Below are 20,925 nucleotides of genomic sequence, written 5' to 3' on the forward strand. Positions count from 1 at the left end.
TATGTCTAATGTAAAAGATGTAATTCTAAGGGACATAAGTGTGAAACTGCCCCCTTTCCCGATACTGGTACTTGGATTAAACCGATGATGGTACTGCCGGTGATCAACACAGACGCCAGCAAGCATGAGAAAGAACAGATAAGCCCTACTGTTCAGGAAATGTTTGAAGAGGCTGATATGTGGCTGGTTTCAGATTAAACGCCTTGAACCGTCATATTGCTTAAGTACAATCCGCAGCGACTGGCAATCATTCAATACTCGCACTATCGAACGCTCGCCAGTCGGTCGCAGCCATGCTCTTGCATACGGCGTAGCTGCGGCACCTGTCAATTTGTCCTACTGAGCCTCCTGCTGATTTTGCTGGCGTTCAAGTTCAGCTTTTATCATAGCCTCCTGTGACTCTTTCGCCTCTCTTAGTCTCTGTTGCCAGATGCTGTCTTCCGGCATTTCCACACGCACTGACACAAATGAATCTGCCGGGATGTCAACTGGCTCACCATCAGCTACTGTCTCAGAAAATACACCGTTAATATCAGTACTTCCTATCCGGTTCTGAGCAAACTGTGGGGCTGAGGGATAAACCCGATGATATGTCCTGACCAAGATTGAACCATCAGCATTGACTTTGTAATCCAGCCAGATGCGGGGCTGCTTGTTTCTGTCGACTGGGATTTCGAAACCACCATCTATTCCTCCCCACGCTGCATCAGAACTCAGACCGATACATCCGTTTATGAGATACTCGCCCTTCGCAGTCCTGATAACAGTGACCCCCTCCGACTCCTCATTGGTAGTAAATTTTCCGCTTCCAAAAATATTGACGATCGGTGATGCCTGCTTGATAAAACCGTTGCTGTCTACGGTTGTATTCGCCTCAGTTCTTAATTTATAAAATCGGGAAAAATACCATGCGCCACCAGCCAGTGCTGCCCCACGGAAACCGATATTAATACCCTTACAGGCAATCTGAAAAGATGTATCAGCCCCTGACTGATCATGCCATCCCCGGTTATTAATCAGCCCGACTGCATCCGTGGCACCAAACCCAGATTGTGGGAGACTCGAACCTTTTGTCAGTCCTCCTGATATCCCCTTTGGATAATTCTCCATAGAATCATATGCAGAGATTAAACGAAAATCAGTCACAGCCTGCATGGCAACAAGCTTTTCCCCTGACTGGTAATTTTTTAATGAATCATCGGCGTCTCTTGTCGCTGCCGCTTTCAGTTCAAGCGCCTGCCGTCCACCTGCTGCATCTTTCGCCCCCGTTCCCCCCTGGGTAAGTGACAACGGGGTAGTGAGCCCGGTAAGGCTGGTAATGTCAGAGTTATCACCTTTCTTTGCCAGGCCACTCAGTGTGGACGCAATACCGCCCCATGCTGGTCCGGTGAATGAACTGCCATCCGGCAATTTTACCGTGACATCTCCGCTGCTGCTGAATATCAGTTGCCAGTTTTGTTTGTCGTAATTCAGCCCCCGCAGCGCCTCCGTGTTCTGCACCACCATTGCGGCAGTAACCATATTCAGCGCCACACGGGAAACGGCATCCCAGGCCAGGTTATTTGCTGTCGGACCAGTAAAGGCACTGACCAGTGTCAGCGAATCATTGCTTTCGATGGATTTTACCGGAAGGGTGTAGGCTATGCCGCCCACCACAGAAACGACAAAGTCACCAGGCTGAAGCGTCGTACTAAAAGAGGCCTGATAGCCAAGAACTGTTGCCGAGTTATGAGTTAACTGAATAACACCTGCTGACATGGTGATTCCTTAATACATGTTCGGAAGAATAAGAATGGGCATGGCGATATTTCTGTTTCGGGTCATATCCCATGAACCGGAGTTACGGTCCGCAAATACTTTGTTGTAGGCTGACCTGACGCTACCGCCTGACATGACCACGCCTTTGGTTCTGATATTTCCCCATCCACCAATCATTCGTACCTGAACGCCGGTATAGACTATCTGGCAGAATCCACCGCCAATATCCTGAAAGGCGTCAGTAATCTGAATTTGGCGGTCATAGACAAACGGGCGTTTCAGCGTGGAGAACGTGACCTGGCCTGCGGCGTTGGTCATTGTGATACCGTCGCCACCGACAGGAGCCGTCTGGTTGAATATCACCAGGTCAATCGTCGCTGTGCCTTCTAAGTCATCACGCCCTGTGTAGGAAATATCGCGCACGATGATGTTGCCGCCGTCAAACCCCACCGACACATTCGGGTTATCCCATTTCCCAAAAGGAATACCGCTCACCGGAAGCGGCGCACTGCCACTAACCGTAATGCGCCCGGAAAAAGCGCAGGTCATCAGCGCGGCCTGGTTGGATATCGCAGTGAAGTCAGTCGAGTTTGAAATAAACAGCCCTTCGTTATAAGTCGCCGCTGGCAGTAGCTCCATGACGTAGCCTGACCAGTCAGGGATAAGGCTTTTTCCGCCGATTGTCTCAGCACCGATAATCACTCCTGAATCACCGTTTCGGGTGACGCTGGTCATAATGGCCACATCAAATTCAGCGAAGGAATAGATGTAAATGGGATTGGTGGGCACCACGATAGCCAGTGAGCCGGGAACAAGTGGCGTATTGACCGGGTACTGCATTGACTGGGATGACCAGCCCGAGAACGATGTACAAAAACTCGGGGCTCGCAGCCCCGCAGTAATAGCCATCACCGGACGGCCATCGTTGTAATTAATAAATATCCCTTCCGGCATTATTACCCCCTCCATGTTCCAATCTGAACACTCCCACCATTTGTCAGATTAACGAGAAGTCCATAACCATCGATTACGACTTTGTTATTTATCCCGTTAAAAGAGAAGTTCCCGCTGTCGGCATAGAGTTTCCCATGCAATTCAGCGTTTCCATTTTTATCAATGCGCCAGCCAGCTGAGCCTGCAACGAAGTTATTCGACTGGATAAAATTACCAATTTTGGCATTGGTAATACTGCCATTCTGAATAAACGCATCGCTGATAAAGACCTGACCATTGACCACCGCAAACGGTGAATATTGCGTATCACCACTGCCACTCATCAGGACGAACTGATTGGCGTTAAAGCCGACACGGGTGACTACCGGCTTACCCGCTTCGGCCAGCACCGCAATCGACATCCCGGCACCGTAAAAAATATCGTTGATGCGCACTCCGACTTTCAGGGTATGAATGGCTGTAGCACTTGTAGCATCAACGGTGGCAGTGAGCTTATCCTCAAGCGAGGCGGTTACATCTTTAATCTGCGCCTGCACCTGCGTCGACATTTCAGCCATGGCCTTATCGACCTGTGCAATAGTCGTTTTGACCACCAGAATATCCGCGCGTACCTCGCCGTACTGCGCCCACTGGTGTTCCGCTGTTCCATGGTTGGCCAGCGCGTTCTGCAAAGCGGCTTCGAGGTCAGTGTTAATGTCGCCAGTCAGGCGGTCACCGTCTGCAGAGGTAAGGAAGTCATCAGCAATATCGCCCAGGTAGTCGTCAGCATTCGCATTAGATTCACCACGAACCCAGTCGGTCCAGCCTGATTCATTACCCGTTCTGTCTACCAGCTGCGCTCGGTACCAGAATTCCTGCCCCGCCTTCAGCCCCAGTTGGGTGTATTCGGCAGACGGATAAGGCACATCCGACAGCAAAAGAGGATTAGAGAAATCACTGTTCGCGGTGTACTGAATTTCCGTTTTCAGCGTATCCCCGGTGTTAGCCGGGAATCCCCAGTTCAGGCGAATCCCCCAGTTGATCGGCGTTGTCGCAAATCCAACAGGTTTCGGTGGATTTCCCACCTTGCCCGTCAGCGTTTTCTCTTCGGAGTAGCCCCAGCCAGAGGAAATTTCAGCGGCATTAATGGCACGCACACGCACGAGGTAGCGCCCTGCATAAATACCCGATACATCAAATGAGGTGGTGGAGCTGCGCGGCACGTTTACCCAGTTACCGTCATTGCGGCGCCACTGTGCCTCATAGGCGATGGCATTCTGCGCCTGATCCCAGCTCACCCGCATGGTTTCGACGCTGATATTCTGCTGCACCACCGAAAACGAGCTGATCACAATGTTAGCCGGCGGCGACTGGTTACCCGGCGGGATCACGCTCACCGGCCGCTGGTCAATGATGGCTCCGGTATCGATACGGGCATATTTATCCGGGTCGTGCCATGCGCCAGTAATCGAGAAGGTACCATCATTGTTATCGGAGACACTGACAACACGATACTGCTGGGCGTAGAGCTCGTCTGACTCAACCACCCATACAGCTTCGGCCTGTGGTGTCTCACTGTATGCCGTGGTGACTGTGACAAATTCCCCGTTAACTGCCTGAATGGTCCTGCTCTGTGACGCTCCTGAAGAAAGGTTGAGAATCAGTCGATCGCCTGCAGCTGCATCAGCAACGCGGTCAAGTTTGATAACGCGACCATTAACGGCGCTGATGCGCCCCCCCATAACTTTGCCGGACAGAAGCTCGTCTGATACAGCGATGATGTATCCCGGCTGCGGAATGTTTCCGTCCAGGCCAACATCAAACGAAACAACGCGATCCTTATTGTTGGTGAGAATACCCCAGCGCCCCTTTCGGTTCGCTTCTGATTGCCGGGTGCAGCCGATGGCTGTCATTTCCAGCTGATTAAATCCGTACCGGGCCACCAGAGGCTGCTCAAACACCGGCTCCATCGCATCCGCATAGGCGTTACCCGGATCAGACCAGGAAACCAGCGCGGTGGTATACCGCGTTTTTGTCGTGCTGCTGGAATAGGTAAAGCGTCCGTCGATAACGTTAGCGCGGGTGTAAGCGTAATCCACATCTCTCGGCATATCGGCAAGCGCAACAATCTGATCGCCGCCCCAGTACGTCATACCCCGGAATATAGCCGCAAAGTCACGCAGCACAGTGTAAGCGTCATTCCTGTCCTGAACATAGACGTTACAGGTATAGCGTGGTTCTGTCCCGCTTCCACCCTTTCCATCCGGTACCGGCTGATCGCAATATTGCGATACCTGGTACAACGTCCATTTATCGATGTTGGCTGCAGTCAGGCGATTACCCAGACCGAAGCGATCGGTAATAACCAGATCGTAAAATATCCACGCCGGGTTATCAGTCCAGGCCCATTTAAACGCGCCCTGCCATGTACCGCTGTAAGTCCTCGTTTCAGGATCATAATTATCCGGAACACGGATCACGCGCATTTTTGGCTCGCAGGAAATCTGCGGGATAGAGCCATTGAACTGGCTTGAGTCGAACTCGATGTAAAGCAGAGCGGTATTCGGATAACGTAATTTGGCGTCAATCACTTCCGTGAAACTCTGCAGCGTCATTTTGTCACCGATCTTCGCGCTGTTTGCGTCAGCGGTAATCTTGCGTAACCGGATTGTCCAGGTGCTGCCAGCCTGTGGTAAATCAATACGGTGGCTGCGTTCGTAGCCTGAGGTGGTTTTCCCGGTTACGCTGGTATTCAGAACGGTTTGCCACGTACCACCATCGGTCTGCAGGTCTATCGCATAATTGATCGAATACCCAACCAGATCGCCGTTATCTTCCTGCTTAAATAACGATGGCCATTTCAGGCGCAGACGAACGGCTGAAAGCTGGGAATTGGTAAAGGTACGTGTCCATGCTGTTGCACTTGAAACCTCAGAGCCAACATTGATCTCATTTTCAGTACCGGGGATACCCTGAATGTAATTCTGCGCCTGCGTCCCTGAACGGAACTCCCACACTACGCCACTGAAATTCTGCGAGCCATCCGCATTCTCAAGCGCGGTACCATCCAGATAAATATCCTTGCCAGTCAACTGTCCTGCGAACTCACCTTCTCCCAGCGCTACGAGTATTTTTGCCTTCGCTACCGACTGCAGATCATCTGGCTGTTCGGTTGGGGTTCGGGAACTGGAACTGCCGCCCTTGCGGCCTTTAATCGTGGTTGCTAAAGCCATATCGCGCCCATAAAAAAAGCCACCCTGAGGTAGCCTGAGAAAAGGATTTTTTCTTACTGCTGATCTTCGACATATATCCCAGCAGAAATAATCGCCCCACCAATTCGACGCTTACCATACCCTAGGGGGACGGGATATCCCTGCGCCGCTGTATTGGTTACTCCTCCGAACGCATACGAAGCCCGGTTGTCTACACCTTGTTTGCTGGCTATGCCGGATGGCTGCGGTGAAAGAAGCTGAATTACCCCGCCGAGGACCAACGATGCACCAGTGGCAGCAGCAAACCCAGTCAAGCCACCAGCAGCGAACGCAGCGCCAACGCCGCCAGAAATAAAGACAGCCGCAGTTATCAAAACCGCTCCTAATATGGTCTGAAAAATTCCAGCGCGTTTACTACCGATAATTACAGGCATGATCCTTACTACGTCACCTTCAGAGGGAAACCCCATCTCATCTGCAGCGATATTCCTTTTTCCTTTAAACACTGCGAAAGTTAACCCGCGACGCTTACTGCTGATCATGAAACTTTCGAAACCGGGTAATGTTTTACTTAGAGCAATAGCAGCTTCACCAGTTCGCGCTATCAGTCGTTGATGGGTTCTACCGAAGGTCTTTCCTAACACTCCGCCTAGCTGAATTGTTGTCATTATTTCTTTCATATTCTCACCATAAAAAAACCCGCCGAAGCGGGTTAAGTCTTGGTCAGATACAGCGTTCTATTACTTTAATCCGGCTGTTGATTCGATAAGCGAACAGGCCACCTTGATGACGAAATTCTATCTTGGTAATTCCGCCGTCCGATATTAAATCAACCATCTCAAGTTGAGATTGTGTAAAAACAGTTTTACCACCGTCATAAGGCTGAATAAAAACGCTTCCATATTTTTGGCTCTCTTCTTGCCAGCCACCGAGTATGCATTCAGCCACCGCGTCAATTTGTTTCTTCGACTGATAAGAATTTGACGCTGGCTCTTTTCGGAGATCCTGCATGCTCGAACATCCAGCCATGATTAACAAAGAAAAGGCCAATAATGCTTTTTTCATATCCCTATCCCCTTTTGTTTTGCAAAAGGTTAGCACAGAGATTTATAGCGTAGTAACTTCATCGTCCGTTCCTGCCAGTATCCACCATAAGGTACACGCTGACTCAAATGGCCATAAAGATGGTGAAGTAACATGTTACCTTCCAGCAGGATCCCTGCATGGTTCCACTTATTAGCCAGGACCTGCATGATAACCATATCACCTGGCTGCGGTACGCCACTGAATTCACGGAATCCGCATTCATACCAGCAATCGTGGTAGAAGTTTTCGGGGTAACTGTCCTCCCACCAGTGATAATCCACGCGGTAATCCGTCAGCTCAATGCCATGCGTCTGCCGGAAATAGCTCATCACCAGCCCCCAGCAATCGAAGTGACCGAGCACAAATGGGCGCTCCAGTAGCGGCAGCTCGCCCCGCGGCTGAATGGTACGCAGATCCCCCTCCGGCCAGCTGACGATGTGCCACGGAAGCAGTGTAGCGTCGCACTGTGCCTTATCCAGTTCACTTGGCTGCGTCGTGGCATCCGGGTGGCTGTGGACAATGGCAATCACGGTTCCCCTGTCTTCAGCAGCAGCGTAATCCTCCGGCGACAGGTGGAAATGCTCTGTCGGATCGGTTGCCAGATTGCGGCAGGGAATGTACCGCTGCACCCTGCTTTTTTGCACCACCACACCGCAGCATTCACGCGGATATTCAGCAGCAGCATGCGCCATAATGGCGTCGATAATTTTCTGACGCATATCAGCTCCTGATCAGGGATGTGCCAGGGAAGCCACCGAACGGCAACTCGTTCCCCTCGCCATGCCTCAACTTGCACGCAGTGAGCGTACCGGGACATTCATCGAGTGACGGATCGTTAACCGGGTTGTTGTGCTTGTCGAAATAACGCGTTCCGGCATAGTCACATCCATCACCTGAGCGATATTTGTTACGGATACACCAGGTACAAAGCGAATGTAGCTGGCGCGTCGGGATCATCACCCCCTGCAGGTCCATTGGACTGGACAACGTAAACGCCACCACCTCTTTGGTTTCAGTGCTCTTGGCGTCAATGTAAAACACCTTCAGCTTTTCCTGCTGCGGATCCGCTGACGGGTTGCCCTCCGTATAGTTTTTCGCATCCAGATACTGCGCCAGCGTGTCATGAATCGTGACCTTTGCCTGCAGCAGGTCATCATAAGTAAGACACAGCGCCGTAATGGAACTATCCAGGTTAGCTACCGAGAGCGTTGGCTGCGCGCTGGTCCCGTCGGTCGCCGTCTCAATACCCTCGATCTGGCAGGGCCAGGCTTTATATTCCTGCCCCTGCCACCAGATTGATTTCGCCGGTAGCTTATTTTCATCTCCACCAGCAGCGGCAATTTCATCGGGAGTGTGGGCAATGTTGTGGGCGTGGAAGCGGAGAACGTCGGAAACACCAAATGCGGTGCCATCGACATCAAAAAGCCGGACAACATTGCCCGGCTCAAGTTTCTGATAATCACTGTTTAAACTCATGGTGCAAACGCCTGTTCAAAGGTGGCTGATACGGTTTCCACCGTTTTACTTTTTGTGACGCGCTGCAGGCTGTCTGCCTCAACACGCCACATCGCAAGATCACCGCCTGGCGGGGTAAACGAAAAGGATTTCGTCTTATGGCGCCGCAGGAAAGCATAAATATCCCGGACGGTTTGCGGTTCGCCGGTAAATGAAAACTCATAACTGAGCGTTTCATCATTCATCCCGGCACCTGACACCTGCTTATAGCCATCACCAAACTGCGCCGTACGGACGGTATCCTTACTTTTCAGGGTCGGCTGGCTGGATGCTTTAATACGCCATGCAAAATGCTCGATCGCCATTACTTACCTCTGTTTTGTTGCATTCCAGATGATGCCACCGGGCCGGACTTCTCTGGTGATACCTTCCCTGATTGAGCTGTTGATCACCTGCTGATAGGCTTTCCCCAGCGCATCGCCGCTTCCTTTCTGTTGACCGGAATCCCCCTGGCCTGTTGTCACCGAAACCGGCGCATACACGCTGACGCCAAAAGGAGAAGCAACGCCACCGCCACTCACGCCGACCAGACCACCAGTCGCATAACCGCGCATCATGCGATAAAGGTTGCCGACACCTATTCGGTTGGTGGCCTCCTGCGTAAAGACAAACTCGCCACGGTGCACCACACCTGCTGGCTCATACTTGCCGCCGGATCCGGTATAACCACCGCCAGCAAAACCCAGCGCTGACGTGGCAGAACTGACCAGGCCAGCCATGGCCTGCTTCATCAGGATCTGCGTCAGCATCGACAACGTGGAACGGGTGAAATCTGCCCAGTTTGCTTTCCCTGTCGTCAGCATATCGGCCATATTCTGGCTGATACCATCGAATGTGGCTGAAGCAGCGGACTTCATCGAACCATAGGCATCAGCTGCTGAATCGGCATAGTCAGCCCACGCTGATTTCGCCCCAGCCTGCCAGTTGCCGCGGAGCTCGTCCTGTGCGGCATAATATTTCTTCAGTGCATCCAGTTCGTTCTGATAACCCTGATCGGTGTCCGTACCACCGGCATTCATCCAGCCCTGCCGCAGCTGTGCCTCTTCGTTTTGCCGCTGCGCGCCGCGGCTACTCATGCTGCCACCGGCCACCAGCGCTCGGGTCTTCTCCCCAATCTGGGTAACGTACTTCTGCGAGCTGTCCTGCAGGCGGTTTAACCGTTCCTGGGCAACAATCTGATCGCCCAGCCGGGCGTTCACTTCAGCCCGCGCCAGTACCTCGTCTTTGTTCGCCAGCACCGATTTTTCATCGGCGGTCAGCGCGCGCTTTTTGGCGGCCTCTTCCAGCACCGAAAAGCGGGATTGTTGTTTCCACAATTCCTGCCGCTGCTGGCTGATGGTATCCGTGATGCTCTTATGCTCCTGCAGAGTGCGTAACTGCGCCTCCAGCTCCAGCGTCTGCGCGCTGGCAGTATCGACACTTTTCACGCCTGCTGGCGTTTTCACTGCTGACGGTTTTTTAGGCTTCCTCAGCGAGTCGTCGTATTCCTTCTTAGCGGCTGCCATCAGAATGTTGTAATCAGCCTGGAGGATACGTCCGTCTTTGATGGCCTGATTATATTCTTTCTGTTTTGCCGTAAATTTATCCAAAGCTGATTCGGTCTTTGAATATGCAGCCTGCGCCTGCGCGGCATACTTCTGGCGGTCAGATTCAATCACTGCCTCACGGGCGGCGTTATCCTCAGTGGCCTTTGCCACACTGGCCTGCTGCTGAGCCATTTCCAGTGCAAGGCGGGCAGACTCCCGATCGTTCCAGTAGCTGGCGCGCGCATCATCATTGACATAACCATCACCTTTACGCAGATTCCAGATTTCATCCGCCCGCTTAAAGGCCGCTTCCGCTTTGGCAACCATCTCCTGCGTGGTGTCAGGCCGCCCAATATCGAGCGCCGCATCCCACATCGATTTAAAGGCACGCTTCAGGCTGTCGGCAGCAGTCTCAATCGACCCCATATTGTCGCGCAGGCTCTTTGTCTGCTCGCGAAAACCGTTCGTCGCCGCATCATTAGCTGCCTGCAGCGCCCCGGCTTCATCCCCGGCACGCTGCAACTGCGCCACATAAGCAATCTGTTCCGCGGTAACGTTGTGGAACTGTTGCGCCATAGCAATAAGGCCTGAAGTCGGATCATTCGTCAGTTTGCCAAATGCCGCTGCCACCTTGTCGACCGGCACGCCCGACGCATCGGTGAACTTCGCTACCGCCTGACTCATCTCATCGAACCGGGCACCGGCACGCACTCCGGCGTTGACCAGCTCCGTCAGCGCGCTGCTGGTCTGGTTAAACGTGAGTCCCGCCTGCTCGCCGGATTTCGCCAGCACCAGCATGCGGTTTTGGGTTAGCCCGGCAGTGTTACCGGACAGGACCAGCGTTTTGTTGAAATCAGACAGCGTGGACGAGCCCTGATACCAGGCGTAAACCACCGCTCCAGTGGCGGCAGCCAGCGCGCCAACGCCTACCATCACCGGCGATATGGTGCCCAGCAGCGCCCGAAAGGTCGGAATAATACCGCCGAAGGAGTCTTTCACCTGACCGCCCTGCTGCAGCAGGATAAGCCACGGACTCTGCCCACCGGCCAGCTGAGTGGCGATATCCGTAAACTGCGCAGGCAGCATACGCATCGCCGCGTTGTACTGGCCGACTGAAATACCGGCCTTCTTCGCCGCGCTCTCCTGGCGGGTAAATGACTGCTGCACCTTCAGAGCAGAGTCATTCGCTGCGTCACCCGTCTGCTTAAACTGCCTTTTTACGTACTCCATCTGCTCGTTGAACTTTGACGAATTAACGTCAAGGTTAACGACCAGGTCACCCACTGCCGTCTGGGCCATAGCGAACACCTCCTGAAATGCCCTCGGCCTTTGCCATCAGCACAGCGTCACCGGGTTCATCATCGGCAATATCCTCCGCAGACGGTGAAAGCAGGCTGAAGCTGGCAGGGGTTGATGTGGTTTTGGGGTCAAGTGCGGTAATGACGATATGCATCAGCGAGGAAAAATGTGCATCCAGTTGCGCATCATTAAAAAAATTGTCCTGGTAGAACGTTCGCCAGTCGGCGTATTCCGTTGACGACATGCCAGCAAGCATGGCGCGCCAGTCCGGGCGGCGAAATTCACGCGCCAGTTTCAGGACGAATGTCAGCTCGCTGGCGAGGACTTTTCCAGACTGACCGGCTCAGTCACAGCAACATCCTCTGGATCATTCGCTTCCTGCAGCGGCACCATGCCGGACAGCAGCTTCACGCTGTACTCTGCTGCGGAAACAATCTCCAGCGGCCAGGTCATCAGTACTTCATTCTGGATCTGCTCAACGTCTTCTTTCGGCGTTTTGTGCGCCCCTTTCAGGGGATGTCCATGCCATAAAGACATGGCCACCAGCAGTGCGCCGGATTTAATCGTCATATCCATCGCCGCCTGCATGTCGGCATCGGTGATACTTTCCAGCGTCTTCAGGTGTTCAAGATGCTCAATACGCTGCAGCGCCGACAGTTCGTAGAGCGTGACGGTCTTGCCGTTGCGTTCGAACGGCTCACTTTTTAAAAACATGCATTACTCCAGAAAGCGGGGCCACAGCCCCGGAAGTCAGGAAACGGTGACTTTACAGGTCGCGACAAAAAGCCCATCGTTGGTCATCACAATAATGTCGGCGGTTCCGGTGGCAATGCCGGTTACCGTCAGCACTGTACCAGCGACAGTCACCGTGGCTTTACCTGCATCCGTGGTGGTGGCCCGGAAAGATGGATCGCTTGCGCTGGCTGGCGCCACGGTGACATTCAGCGTGGTGGTGGCAGCAACCGCAACGGTGGTGGTCGATTTATCCAGGCTGACGCCGGTTACGTCAATCACTGCAGCAGCGCTGTCTTCAGCAAGACCTGGTTTGCCGTTGTTGCTGATTTTGACAGAACGGGTAATGGTGTCTTTTGCCGTCACCGTTTTACCCAGGCTGCTTACCCAGCCACGGAACACATCGATGGCGCCATTCGGGTATTTGATTTTGTACGCCAGCACGGTACCGTCATCAAACCAGCGAACCAGATCCTGCTGCCCGCTCTCGGCAGGTTTCCAGGCCAGCGTAAAACTGGCCTCCCCCGCCGATTTCTGGCCCTGTGAAGTGGACGTCCAGTCAGCATCCGCATCATCCAGATAGGTGTCGTCGTTTGATTCGGCAGTCAGTTCACCGGGCTGCAGGTCTTTAATCTTTGCCAGGCGCGTCCAGTCAACATCCGATAATGGGTTAGCGAACGGGTTGCCCGACCCGGAATAAATCCAGAGTGTGGTGGTGGCACCCTTTACCGGCGCCAATGGGTTTGGTGTAGTCATTACGTCCTCACATAATGTAGCTGATGGAATAACTGAGGTCGGCAGATCCCCACGTCATGGCCTCTTCATCGCGCTGATAGTCATACCCCTGAGCCGCCATCAATTCGAGAAGATTTGCCAGTTCGGGAACATCAGCCATTGCCGGATAGATGCGGTCCTCCATCCAGGAATCCAGAGCACTGTCTGTAGCCGTGGCTTTCAGAAACACCTCAACATGCAGCACGGCTGTCCACATATCTTCATCAACACTTTCATCCGAGGCTCGGGCGTCAGAAAGGTAAACCGCAACCGCTGGAAGATCCTGCTCATCCAGAAACCCAGGACGACCATCGAACCATGTCACTGCATCTGAGATATTGCGCTGGAGCGCGGTTAGTACGGCTTTGCGGATATCACTGTTTTTCATCGTTTAAGGATCAGCCTCAGTTGGTTAGACAGGTTTTGTCGCATAATTTGCGGCATACGTTCGTCCATAAGTTTTGGCACTTCAGCCCGGAACGTTTCGGTCAGAGGAACGGAAAGGGGAATACTGACCACTTCAATGGGATACCGACTCTTTGTGGTACGCCGCAAGACATGCCAGCGACCGTTTGCCAGTTGTTGAATAAAGGCCCCGGGAAAACGAAAACGCCCCACACGCAGCTCACTGTTCGCACCTGACTTATCACGTTTACGCCGTGACAGACGCATACTGGATGGTCCCAGTTTGATAGCGGGAAGATTCCCGCGGTTTATGCGAATCAGAGCGCGCGGCTTCTCCACCGTAGCCCGACGTATCCGTGCACGCTGCCTGACCAGTTTTCGGGGAACGCGGGTTGATTTCGCGACAGCGGACACACTGCGATTGACCGCCTGCGTGGCGATACGGTTCACCGTCTGGGCGGAAGCGCGCGGTACAGCTCTTTTACTGATGCTGTTCAGATTAGCAATGGCCTGCTCCAGCCCCTTAATCGACATACTCCCTCCTGCTTACTCGATAAAGATGCGCGGTTTGCCGTTAAAGCGTTCGTGACGGGTAAGATGGAATTCCTCCCCTTCAAAAATCACCACGTCATTACGACGCGGCCTGTATCCTGCAGTAAACACCACCAGCGATCGCCCTGTTCCGCTCAAAGGCCCCATTTCTTCCAGAAACTCAGCCGGAATAACAATCATGGGCTCCCCGTTGATGGTCGCTGGCTTGCCCATTTTGTTCACCGTGACCGCATCCATGCGGCTGACAAGTCTGTCAAAGGGATTAGGCATTGATTTTCACGGCTACAATTGCGGAACTGGAAGCAGCATCTTCCCAGGCAACCCCAGCCAGATCGGCACCTGTCGCGTCGTTCTGCACTTTTCCATCTTTTATATGAACCTGCTCACCGATGGTGATCGCATCGGTAGTCAGCTTAGGCAGCAGGAAAACACCTTCGGTAAAACCGTCTCCCGTCTGGCCTGCCGCAATATCAGTAATGGCAATCGCCACGACTTTCCCCACCATCACCGGCGAACCACTCAGGATCTCAACGCTGCCCGTGTTGGCAATCTCAATAGTTTTGCCATGCTGTACAAAATTCTTCGCCATAAATTCAGTCTCCATCCAGCCCCATACGGGGCCGAATTCAGATACAAAAAAAGCCCTGATGGGCTGTGATGTGCTGCTTGAGTGGAAGGAATTATTTCCCGGTTGATTTCGCCATGCCGCGATAATCCAGAGGTGATACACCGGCATCGATGCGCACTTTTGTGGCAATACCGTCGGTAGTGAAACCTTCCTGCTGATCGATATACGGAGTATCAACGCCGTTCAGGTAAGCCACTTCGATGGTGTCTGTACCCTTAGCGGCGGCCAGATACCAGGCGCTGGTGTCTTTGGCATCAAGACGCGGCTCCGCGATAACTTCAGCAAAGTTCTGAATTGGGTTCATGATACCGGCGTTGATATCCGCCCCTTTCACACTGGCAGACTTGATCGTCTGGTTTGCCAGGGTTTCGAGCGCGACTGGCACCAGCATGAATGCCGGGCGAATATTCAGGGGACGTTCTCCCTCTTTCTGAAGACGCATCATCTTGCGCGCTTCATCAAGGCTGGCTACAGAAATCGCGCCTGCGGAGATATTGCCGTGATCAGCATGGAACAGCGGCTTGCCATCAGACAATTTCGCGTTTTCGGTCAGAACGGCATACACCAGATCGCCGATCGTCCCTTTTGCCGCGCGGCCCATCTTCATAGGTACATCGGTTAACTGATTCAGATCGTCGTTGATGATCGCCTGACGGGTAATAGAGAAGATTTCCCCGTAGGTGGCCAGCGCAATGCTTTCACCTTTATCTTTGGTGGTCACATACTTATATTCAGCCCCCTCACGAACCTGGCGCAGGGAAGAAAAACCACCAAGACCGACACGATGTGCCGTTTTAAAGTCTGACAACTGGCCTTTCTTAGTCCACTGCTCGAAAGTTTCTGCCGCTTCCTCCCAGCCCTGCAGCAACGCTTTATTAGCAACATCGAGCAGGATATTACCGAAGTCAGACGTGCTGTGTGTCAGTGCCATACCGACCATCTGCATCGGGTTATAGCTGGAAACGCCGATGCCGCGCTCGGTCAGCGCCATACGGGCATATTCGCGCAGCGTCATGCCGTTATAGACGTTGTCCCGCTCTATGCTCTCGAAGCCCGCGCGCGCCATCAGCGCCTGGCGGACACCATCTCCAACAAAGTTACCGTTCCCGGCGTAAATATGCGCATCCGTGGTTTTATTCGACGGTGTTGCATTTTTGCCCAGCGCCGCCAGCAGGTCATCTTTAGCCTGAGCCACTGTGCATTCCGGATCCGCGATGCATTTATTCTGCAGCTCATGATGCTTGCCGCCGAACATCGCAAAGAGATCGTTGATACCATTTACGCGGCTCTTTTGCTCGGCGAGAACCTGAGCACGGATTGTCGCTTCATCTGATGCTGCCGGCTGAGGCGTAGTCACCTGCTGCTGAGGTTGTTGTGGCTCACGCGCAGTGGTATTGCGCGGTGGGGTGATCATGTTGCGAATGCTGTTTGGCATCTTTTCAAAATCCTCGATACGTTTTGATTGAATACAGGCCATTGCCTGCAGAGAGGTAGTGACCTGATCGGCAAAGCCATGCTCTAAGCATTCTTTACCGTCCATCCAGGTTTCATCGTCCAGCATGGCGGCGATTTCTTCGGTCGTTTTTCCAGTTTTCTCCGCGTAGGCAGGGATCAGGACAGACTCGACCTTATCCAGCAGATCGGCATAATCCCGCATGTCGTTGGCATCACCACCCGCAAATCCCCATGGTTTATGGATCATCATCATCGTGTTTTCCGGCATAATTACCGGGTTGCCAACCATCGCAATCACCGAAGCCATTGAAGCTGCCAGACCATCAATGTGAACGGTGATCGCCGCGCCGTGATGCTTCAGGGCATTAAAAATGGCGATGCCATCAAAGACATCGCCACCGGGCGAATTGATGTGAAGGTTGATATGGGTAATGTCGCCCAGCGCCTTAAGGTCATTCACAAACTGGCGCGCCGTCACCCCCCAGTAGCCGATCTCGTCGTAGATATAAATATCTGCTTCGTTGTCGGCGCTGGCCTGCATACGAAACCAGGAATTACTTTTTGCGCTGGCTTTCGGACGGTGGTGCGCCCGGTTCTTTGGCTTCGGCACTTGTGCCTCCTTTGTCATTAGCAGGGTCAGTGTCAAACACCAGCCCCAACTCTTTGTTTTCGTCGATCTCTGCCTTCCGGCGCGCCTTCACATCGTTCGGGTTACGTCCGCTGGCGCGGACCCAGTCGGATTCCGTTGCCGCTCCGCCCCGGATCTGTAACTTCCAGGCATTGGCCTCTTTAACCGGATCGATCCACGGCATAACAGGGCCGGAATACACCGCCGAGTACAGCGACTCCATATCCAGACCGCGGGGTAATTTAATCTCGCCAGCGGCCACCGCCATTTTCAGCCAGGCGCGGTACATTGGCCGGGTCACCGCGCCAATAAACCAGTCCTGTAAAATGAGATAGCCATCTGTTGATTCCACCAGTTCCTGCCGCTGCGCGCTGTAGGTGCCGTTGTAGTTTCTGGCTGTGCTTGAAAAGCTGAGTCGGCTGCCTGCTGCGACAGCGCGAAGTTGCCCATTACGGAAGGTTTCAAGGTTAGGATTGGGCCGGTCAGATTTCACCATGCCGATATCTTCACCAGGCTTCAGATCGTCATAAATGATGCCTGGTTGAATCATCACTTCCCGATCATCATCATCGGAAGAACTGTTACTCTCTTCGAAGCTTTGCCCGTCTCCCTTTTTGATGTACATACCCAGCGCAGCAGCAATACGTGCGGCGGTGAGCTCAGCATCTTCATACTCTTTAAGTGCGCTCAGACGCATCAGTACACCGGATAGCATCGATACGCCCCGGGTCTGGTGCAGACGGCGGACAAATTTAAGATGCAGCATGTTTTCCGCATCCACTTCTTTGGTATCAAGCTGACGGCCTGAAACGGGCAGGCTTTTATAAACCTGATATTTCCTTGGTCTGCCCCAGTTGTCGACGAATACCCCCTGATTAAGCTGGCTGGCAGCATCGCTGTTCATGGGAATAAAATCGGGTTCAAGCGCTTCAAGCCAGAAAGGGATACCGGCTACTGGCGTAAGACCATTCCCGGTTCCACTGACAAGCTGGGCAAACACTTCGCCATCCCGCAGCCAGGTGCGCAACATCAGGCGCTCAAGCATCGGGCGGGTAAACTGGTTCGTGACATCAGGCCTGACAGACCATTCTGCCCATTTATTACGGATCTGATCTGCCAGCTTTTTGGCGATTTTACCGTTCATCAGTTTGGGATGGGGTTCAACAATAATTCCGGCTTTCCCAACCACCCGCTCTTCCAGCTTATCGAACACCCCAATCACCAGATCGTGATTGTTATCGAGCCACCTGGCCTGCTCCCGCAGTGATACCGCCCCCATTTTGCTGAGCTGATCAGCTGAACGATTTTCACGGCGCCCTTTGTGCGTTCTGGTCGGGGTAACGGCTTCATATGCCCTGATTTTCGCGCGCGCCTGCAGACGGGCTGCTTTCCAGCCTGGCGAAAAGACCCCAATCGCATCATCTAAAAGGCTCATTCAAACCTCGCCAGTCGGTAACCGGGTCGCCCGCGGCGATGAGAAATAAGAGAAGAGAGCCGACGCTCCCACTCCTGACGCCCTTTTCGGATTTCAGACAGGTTCTCCATCGTCATTTCCTGCCCATTGAAACGGATAGTTTTGCCATCCAGCACCGCCATTTCGGCTTCGGTATATCGCTGGATCATGGCTTCAATATCATCACGGTTCACAACCATCCTCCTGATGTACTCCAGGGGTTAGAATCATCGGTTACGGGCTTTTTCCGCTTCCGTTTTTTGGTGGGTACTGGTTCTGGTGTCTGGGATGCCGCTTCGCCAGCTTCCGGCGGCGCGTACTCCAGCCAGGTTTCCCGCCTCGCCCACTCAGGAGCAGCGGGCCATTTGATTTTCTCGTAGCCGTGGAGGATGGCGAGCGCATCAGCGTAGACCAGCAGGTCAAATGCTTCGTTTGCACCACGTCCCGGCTTACTCCATTTGCCATCGGTCGATCGCTCCTCATAGGTCAGTTCATCGTAAAACCAGCTGCCGAGCCAGTCAGGGAAATGCACGTAATTCGGGCCAGGCGAATCACGCCACAAAGCGTTATTCACCTGGTCTTTAAGTGCGTCGGTCTGGAGAAGATAAAGCGGCACATCACCGGCGGCTTTTGCACGTCGTGTGGATCTATCAGTGTTGTCAGGGAAAGTACGGGTGATGAGTTTCGAGCGGTGTACGCTGTCCCCCTTAAAGAGATAAATCTTTTTGCCCAGCCCTTCACGACGACATTTGCGCCAGAATTTGTAAGCGTTGTCGGTGACGCCATCTTCCCCGCCGGAATCGACAGCCATCGCCATAAGGCGCATACGTTTCGACGGGTCACTTGCTAATGCCCATGACTTTTCGAACACGTCTGACAGCAACAAATCCCAGTCTTCCGGATAACTGGCCGGGTCTATGGGATAACACTCGCCGTGCTCATTGGCCCTTAATGACTGCCGGATGTTGTAGCGGTCCACAACCCAACGTTCACCCTGTGCACCGTAGCCAGTGACCTGCACCACGAAACGCCGGGATTTGCCGCCCTGAACATCGACCGTTGCAGTCATAAACAGCACACCATCTGGAACCGATCGCTTTGGTACATCTTCGGCACGTTGCTCCAGCAGTTCGCTTTTACGCTGCTCCAGATTGGCGCGGGGCAAATAGGGTCGCCCAAAGTCGGTGTTTACAACTGTTTTGAGCGTTTCTTCGCTCTGGGTGGCCTCATATTCCTGCTCAGCAGTCAGGAATTTGTACATCATCTGCGCCCAGGTCTGATAAGCAGCTGCCGGGCCTTCCATCCAGAACGAGGCGATACGAGATCGGCGGGGTTCACCATATCGCTTGCCGTCCCGGTCCATTTTTTCCCCATCACGCAACCAGACATGGCGAATATTCAGGTCACGTTTCATCTCGGGCGTAATTTTGCCTTTGCATGCTGGGCACTGGAGGTAGGCAGATTCACTTGCTACAACGGGGTCAGGCGTCTCACGGAATCCTGTCATATTGGCGATTTCCGGCTGAAAATATTCCCCGCAATGCGGGCATGGCCAGTAAAGCCGTCGCCGATCGCCTTTATTAAATAGCGATAATATTCCTGTTGTCGGGGGAGCTTCATGCGCGCTGGTTGGTCGCCATTTGGTGTCACGGATCTCGCGACCGGGAGAACTTTCGACAAGCGTCATCCCGCTGGACATAAATGTGGTGGTTCGTTTCGAACCAAGAGAAAACGCATCACCCTCGCCGTCGATATCCTCAGGGAAACGATCGTAGTCAGTCAGCGCTACACTTTTATAGTCTGACGAGGACATGATATTCACCGACGGCCAGCCAATCTTTAGATAATTCCCTGCACGAAATGTACGGTCGTGGACGTTATTATCGTTCCGGCGCGGGCTGAGTCGTGATTTCACATCAGGACTACAGCGGAATGTGCGATCGAGGCGTTTCTTTGAGTGCTCACGCGCTTTTTCTTCGGATACCTGTATGACCAGCATATCCGCGGGATCACAAACGATGTTATAGACAATCCAGCCATCAATCAGACCAATCGTTTTCCCTGTTCGGGCAGGTCCTACAAACACCACAGCATCGTATTCTCTTGAAGCCAGGCTATTCATCGGCTCGATGATGTAAGGGGCCAGATTTGGATCCCACTTAACAGAGTTACCCGCACCGATAGGGACACGCATGAAATCGCGAACCGCATCAGCTACCTTCATACGACGCGGGGCACGTAAAATACCGGAGATATCCCGGCGGATACCTCTGGCTGATGCCCGTTTTGCCATCAGTCCTCCTCTGGCTCTTCCTCCTCTTGTTCGGCGTCCATTACTTTTTGTGCAACCTGATCACGCAAATCATCAATCACGTCTTGCACACGCGAGACAGCGGCTGGTGTCAGTGCGCAGTCGCGCTCAAGAATGTCCGGTAGAGTTTCAAGCACCGTTACAACAGCTTTCGCCATCAGTGAAAATTCTCTGGCAACGTCTTCAGCGGGAATGAGCTGCTTCGTATCTACCTCAAATTTCAGCCGCTCGTTCTCGGCCTTCCAGTGCGCGAGCCTGTCCGATGGTTCCATTTCCTCTACGTTGGACGTTGAGACTGTCGGAATCATCAGTTCACTCAAAATATCGGTGACGAGATACAGCTTGAGCTTGCTGTTACTACCGGCGGCAGGTTCAACATTTTTTAGCCTGGCGGCAACGGTCTGCCGATGCACGCCAGTGATGCCCGCCAGCTGGTTAATGTTGAGTTTTAACGAAGCAATTTCCTGGCCCATGATGGTGAACACTTTTTGAACGATTCGACATCATTGAAAAATCGGGGTTTGAAAAATCAATGGATTGCGCGAATGATGATGATGACCATAGATCGCAAAAACTAGCCGATTCCCGCGAGCACGCCGCCCCGTGGCAGGCCACCTTGCGGGGAGGACCCATGAGAAAATCATGTGTTTCCGATTTA

Annotated in this window: 21 protein-coding genes and 1 pseudogene; 1 reads left to right on the forward strand and 21 read right to left on the reverse strand. The window is 53.1% G+C overall.

Annotated elements, in window-relative coordinates; all coding sequences use genetic code 11:
* Positions 1-54 precede the first annotated feature (54 nt).
* Positions 55-198: pseudogene (locus tag OGX66_RS07300) on the forward strand (DinI-like family protein); the annotation flags it as partial.
* A gap of 138 nt (positions 199-336) precedes the next feature.
* Here OGX66_RS07300 and OGX66_RS07305 read toward each other — a convergent pair.
* From OGX66_RS07305 to OGX66_RS07405, 21 genes are all read right to left on the reverse strand, one after another.
* On the reverse strand, positions 337-1,758 hold the full coding sequence (locus OGX66_RS07305; RefSeq protein ID WP_275388309.1) for a phage tail fiber protein: 1,422 nt from the start codon (positions 1,756-1,758) through the stop codon (positions 337-339).
* A gap of 9 nt (positions 1,759-1,767) precedes the next feature.
* Positions 1,768-2,712, reverse strand: a complete 945-nt coding sequence (locus tag OGX66_RS07310) for a DUF6453 family protein (RefSeq protein WP_167736277.1) — start codon at positions 2,710-2,712, stop codon at positions 1,768-1,770.
* Between the two features lie 2 nt (positions 2,713-2,714).
* Entirely contained in the window at positions 2,715-5,924 is a 3,210-nt protein-coding gene (locus OGX66_RS07315; RefSeq protein WP_275388310.1) for a TipJ family phage tail tip protein, read from the reverse strand.
* 53 nt (positions 5,925-5,977) lie between these two features.
* A complete protein-coding gene (locus tag OGX66_RS07320) occupies positions 5,978-6,583 on the reverse strand; it encodes a tail assembly protein (RefSeq protein WP_275388311.1) in 606 nt (201 codons plus the stop codon).
* A 43-nt stretch (positions 6,584-6,626) separates the two neighbouring features.
* Positions 6,627-6,968, reverse strand: coding sequence for a hypothetical protein (locus tag OGX66_RS07325; protein ID WP_275388312.1), 342 nt, complete (start codon positions 6,966-6,968; stop codon positions 6,627-6,629).
* A gap of 29 nt (positions 6,969-6,997) precedes the next feature.
* Complete coding sequence (locus OGX66_RS07330) at positions 6,998-7,708, reverse strand: C40 family peptidase (RefSeq protein WP_275388313.1); 711 nt, start codon at positions 7,706-7,708, stop codon at positions 6,998-7,000.
* A 1-nt stretch (position 7,709) separates the two neighbouring features.
* On the reverse strand, positions 7,710-8,465 hold the full coding sequence (locus tag OGX66_RS07335; RefSeq protein WP_286511229.1) for a phage minor tail protein L: 756 nt from the start codon (positions 8,463-8,465) through the stop codon (positions 7,710-7,712).
* Positions 8,462-8,809 carry a phage tail protein gene (locus OGX66_RS07340; protein ID WP_286511234.1) on the reverse strand — a complete coding sequence of 116 codons (348 nt, stop codon included), beginning with the start codon at positions 8,807-8,809 and terminating at the stop codon, positions 8,462-8,464. The genes OGX66_RS07335 and OGX66_RS07340 overlap by 4 nt, the downstream gene beginning before the upstream one ends.
* A gap of 3 nt (positions 8,810-8,812) precedes the next feature.
* Complete coding sequence (locus tag OGX66_RS07345; protein WP_286511237.1) at positions 8,813-11,329, reverse strand: phage tail tape measure protein; 2,517 nt, start codon at positions 11,327-11,329, stop codon at positions 8,813-8,815.
* On the reverse strand, positions 11,307-11,585 hold the full coding sequence (locus OGX66_RS07350) for a phage tail assembly protein T (protein WP_003034817.1): 279 nt from the start codon (positions 11,583-11,585) through the stop codon (positions 11,307-11,309). Before OGX66_RS07350 ends, OGX66_RS07345 begins: the two co-directional genes overlap by 23 nt.
* A 50-nt stretch (positions 11,586-11,635) precedes the next feature.
* Entirely contained in the window at positions 11,636-12,043 is a 408-nt protein-coding gene (gpG, locus tag OGX66_RS07355) for a phage tail assembly chaperone G (RefSeq protein ID WP_008784480.1), read from the reverse strand.
* A 36-nt stretch (positions 12,044-12,079) separates the two neighbouring features.
* The gene (locus tag OGX66_RS07360; protein ID WP_286511242.1) at positions 12,080-12,817 is read right to left on the reverse strand and encodes a phage tail tube protein; all 738 of its coding nucleotides are present in this window, start codon (positions 12,815-12,817) and stop codon (positions 12,080-12,082) included.
* 7 nt (positions 12,818-12,824) lie between these two features.
* Entirely contained in the window at positions 12,825-13,223 is a 399-nt protein-coding gene (gene gpU / locus OGX66_RS07365; RefSeq protein ID WP_008784478.1) for a phage tail terminator protein, read from the reverse strand.
* Positions 13,220-13,774, reverse strand: coding sequence for a phage tail protein (locus tag OGX66_RS07370; protein ID WP_008784477.1), 555 nt, complete (start codon positions 13,772-13,774; stop codon positions 13,220-13,222). The genes gpU and OGX66_RS07370 overlap by 4 nt, the downstream gene beginning before the upstream one ends.
* Positions 13,775-13,786: 12 nt before the next feature.
* On the reverse strand, positions 13,787-14,062 hold the full coding sequence (locus OGX66_RS07375) for a DNA breaking-rejoining protein (protein WP_008784476.1): 276 nt from the start codon (positions 14,060-14,062) through the stop codon (positions 13,787-13,789).
* Complete coding sequence (locus tag OGX66_RS07380) at positions 14,055-14,381, reverse strand: DUF2190 family protein (RefSeq protein ID WP_286511245.1); 327 nt, start codon at positions 14,379-14,381, stop codon at positions 14,055-14,057. Before OGX66_RS07380 ends, OGX66_RS07375 begins: the two co-directional genes overlap by 8 nt.
* A 91-nt stretch (positions 14,382-14,472) precedes the next feature.
* A complete protein-coding gene (locus OGX66_RS07385) occupies positions 14,473-16,485 on the reverse strand; it encodes a ClpP-like prohead protease/major capsid protein fusion protein (RefSeq protein WP_353655292.1) in 2,013 nt (670 codons plus the stop codon).
* On the reverse strand, positions 16,430-17,938 hold the full coding sequence (locus OGX66_RS07390) for a phage portal protein (RefSeq protein WP_286511248.1): 1,509 nt from the start codon (positions 17,936-17,938) through the stop codon (positions 16,430-16,432). Before OGX66_RS07390 ends, OGX66_RS07385 begins: the two co-directional genes overlap by 56 nt.
* Complete coding sequence (locus OGX66_RS07395) at positions 17,935-18,150, reverse strand: DUF6148 family protein (protein ID WP_286511250.1); 216 nt, start codon at positions 18,148-18,150, stop codon at positions 17,935-17,937. The genes OGX66_RS07390 and OGX66_RS07395 overlap by 4 nt, the downstream gene beginning before the upstream one ends.
* A complete protein-coding gene (locus OGX66_RS07400; RefSeq protein WP_286511253.1) occupies positions 18,147-20,249 on the reverse strand; it encodes a phage terminase large subunit family protein in 2,103 nt (700 codons plus the stop codon). Before OGX66_RS07400 ends, OGX66_RS07395 begins: the two co-directional genes overlap by 4 nt.
* Positions 20,249-20,740, reverse strand: a complete 492-nt coding sequence (locus OGX66_RS07405) for a DUF1441 family protein (protein WP_275388314.1) — start codon at positions 20,738-20,740, stop codon at positions 20,249-20,251. Before OGX66_RS07405 ends, OGX66_RS07400 begins: the two co-directional genes overlap by 1 nt.
* Positions 20,741-20,925 lie beyond the last annotated feature (185 nt).

The sequence above is a fragment of the Citrobacter sp. Cf072 genome, assembly GCF_030334485.1.
In the GTDB taxonomy this organism is placed as follows: Bacteria; Pseudomonadota; Gammaproteobacteria; order Enterobacterales; family Enterobacteriaceae; genus Citrobacter; species Citrobacter freundii.

What these genes read in the sequence shown, in the direction of transcription:
- OGX66_RS07405 (WP_275388314.1), bottom strand. Translation starts at nt 20,740, where the DNA reads ATGGGCCAGGAAATTGCTTCGTTAAAACTCAACATTAACCAGCTGGCG.
- OGX66_RS07350 (WP_003034817.1), bottom strand. Translation starts at nt 11,585, where the DNA reads ATGCTTGCTGGCATGTCGTCAACGGAATACGCCGACTGGCGAACGTTC.
- OGX66_RS07320 (WP_275388311.1), bottom strand. Translation starts at nt 6,583, where the DNA reads ATGAAAGAAATAATGACAACAATTCAGCTAGGCGGAGTGTTAGGAAAG.
- OGX66_RS07380 (WP_286511245.1), bottom strand. Translation starts at nt 14,381, where the DNA reads ATGGCGAAGAATTTTGTACAGCATGGCAAAACTATTGAGATTGCCAAC.
- OGX66_RS07335 (WP_286511229.1), bottom strand. Translation starts at nt 8,465, where the DNA reads ATGAGTTTAAACAGTGATTATCAGAAACTTGAGCCGGGCAATGTTGTC.
- gpU (WP_008784478.1), bottom strand. Translation starts at nt 13,223, where the DNA reads ATGAAAAACAGTGATATCCGCAAAGCCGTACTAACCGCGCTCCAGCGC.
- OGX66_RS07305 (WP_275388309.1), bottom strand. Translation starts at nt 1,758, where the DNA reads ATGTCAGCAGGTGTTATTCAGTTAACTCATAACTCGGCAACAGTTCTT.
- OGX66_RS07310 (WP_167736277.1), bottom strand. Translation starts at nt 2,712, where the DNA reads ATGCCGGAAGGGATATTTATTAATTACAACGATGGCCGTCCGGTGATG.
- OGX66_RS07340 (WP_286511234.1), bottom strand. Translation starts at nt 8,809, where the DNA reads ATGGCGATCGAGCATTTTGCATGGCGTATTAAAGCATCCAGCCAGCCG.
- gpG (WP_008784480.1), bottom strand. Translation starts at nt 12,043, where the DNA reads ATGTTTTTAAAAAGTGAGCCGTTCGAACGCAACGGCAAGACCGTCACG.
- OGX66_RS07315 (WP_275388310.1), bottom strand. Translation starts at nt 5,924, where the DNA reads ATGGCTTTAGCAACCACGATTAAAGGCCGCAAGGGCGGCAGTTCCAGT.
- OGX66_RS07325 (WP_275388312.1), bottom strand. Translation starts at nt 6,968, where the DNA reads ATGAAAAAAGCATTATTGGCCTTTTCTTTGTTAATCATGGCTGGATGT.
- OGX66_RS07360 (WP_286511242.1), bottom strand. Translation starts at nt 12,817, where the DNA reads ATGACTACACCAAACCCATTGGCGCCGGTAAAGGGTGCCACCACCACA.
- OGX66_RS07330 (WP_275388313.1), bottom strand. Translation starts at nt 7,708, where the DNA reads ATGCGTCAGAAAATTATCGACGCCATTATGGCGCATGCTGCTGCTGAA.
- OGX66_RS07375 (WP_008784476.1), bottom strand. Translation starts at nt 14,062, where the DNA reads ATGCCTAATCCCTTTGACAGACTTGTCAGCCGCATGGATGCGGTCACG.
- OGX66_RS07345 (WP_286511237.1), bottom strand. Translation starts at nt 11,329, where the DNA reads ATGGCCCAGACGGCAGTGGGTGACCTGGTCGTTAACCTTGACGTTAAT.
- OGX66_RS07370 (WP_008784477.1), bottom strand. Translation starts at nt 13,774, where the DNA reads ATGTCGATTAAGGGGCTGGAGCAGGCCATTGCTAATCTGAACAGCATC.
- OGX66_RS07400 (WP_286511253.1), bottom strand. Translation starts at nt 20,249, where the DNA reads ATGGCAAAACGGGCATCAGCCAGAGGTATCCGCCGGGATATCTCCGGT.
- OGX66_RS07390 (WP_286511248.1), bottom strand. Translation starts at nt 17,938, where the DNA reads ATGAGCCTTTTAGATGATGCGATTGGGGTCTTTTCGCCAGGCTGGAAA.